Here is a 397-nt window from a genome sequence, read left to right as displayed (position 1 = left end):
GCAAGACGGCTTGCGGTATAGTTAATACCCTCGTTGCGAGCCTCAGCACGTACTTCATCGAATTTACGCACCAGATACTCAGCATTTGTTTCATTCACTTTCAGATCTCGCGGTACACATTTCCCGCGAAGAAACCCTTCCATTTCGAAAACATTCATGCGCATTTGTGTAACTCCGATAACTCGTTAAAACGTTCCATAAACATCCCGGAGGCATGGCTAGGTGCCAGTGGAATCACGTTGAACATCTCGGTTGCCGGGATGCCTTCCAGTCCAGGCCAGAAAGAGCCATCATCAAGCCCGAGATCGCGGCGTTCGGTTGCCAGCATGATACGATCGGCATATTTCACGGGCGTACTCATAACAGGGGGTAACCCGTATTTCTCACGGATTACGGC

1 pseudogene is annotated in these 397 nt (G+C 50.1%); it reads right to left on the bottom strand.

From position 1 onward, the window contains the following. Positions 1-154 precede the first annotated feature (154 nt). Positions 155-397 (bottom strand): annotated as a pseudogene (locus ACGFT1_RS35815) (hypothetical protein); the annotation flags it as partial.

The organism is Streptomyces sp. Y20 (assembly GCF_043195475.1).
GTDB lineage: Bacteria > Actinomycetota > Actinomycetes > Streptomycetales > Streptomycetaceae > Streptomyces.
Note: the sequence above shows the minus strand (reverse complement) of the source record. Positions and strands in the feature narration are given on the sequence as shown.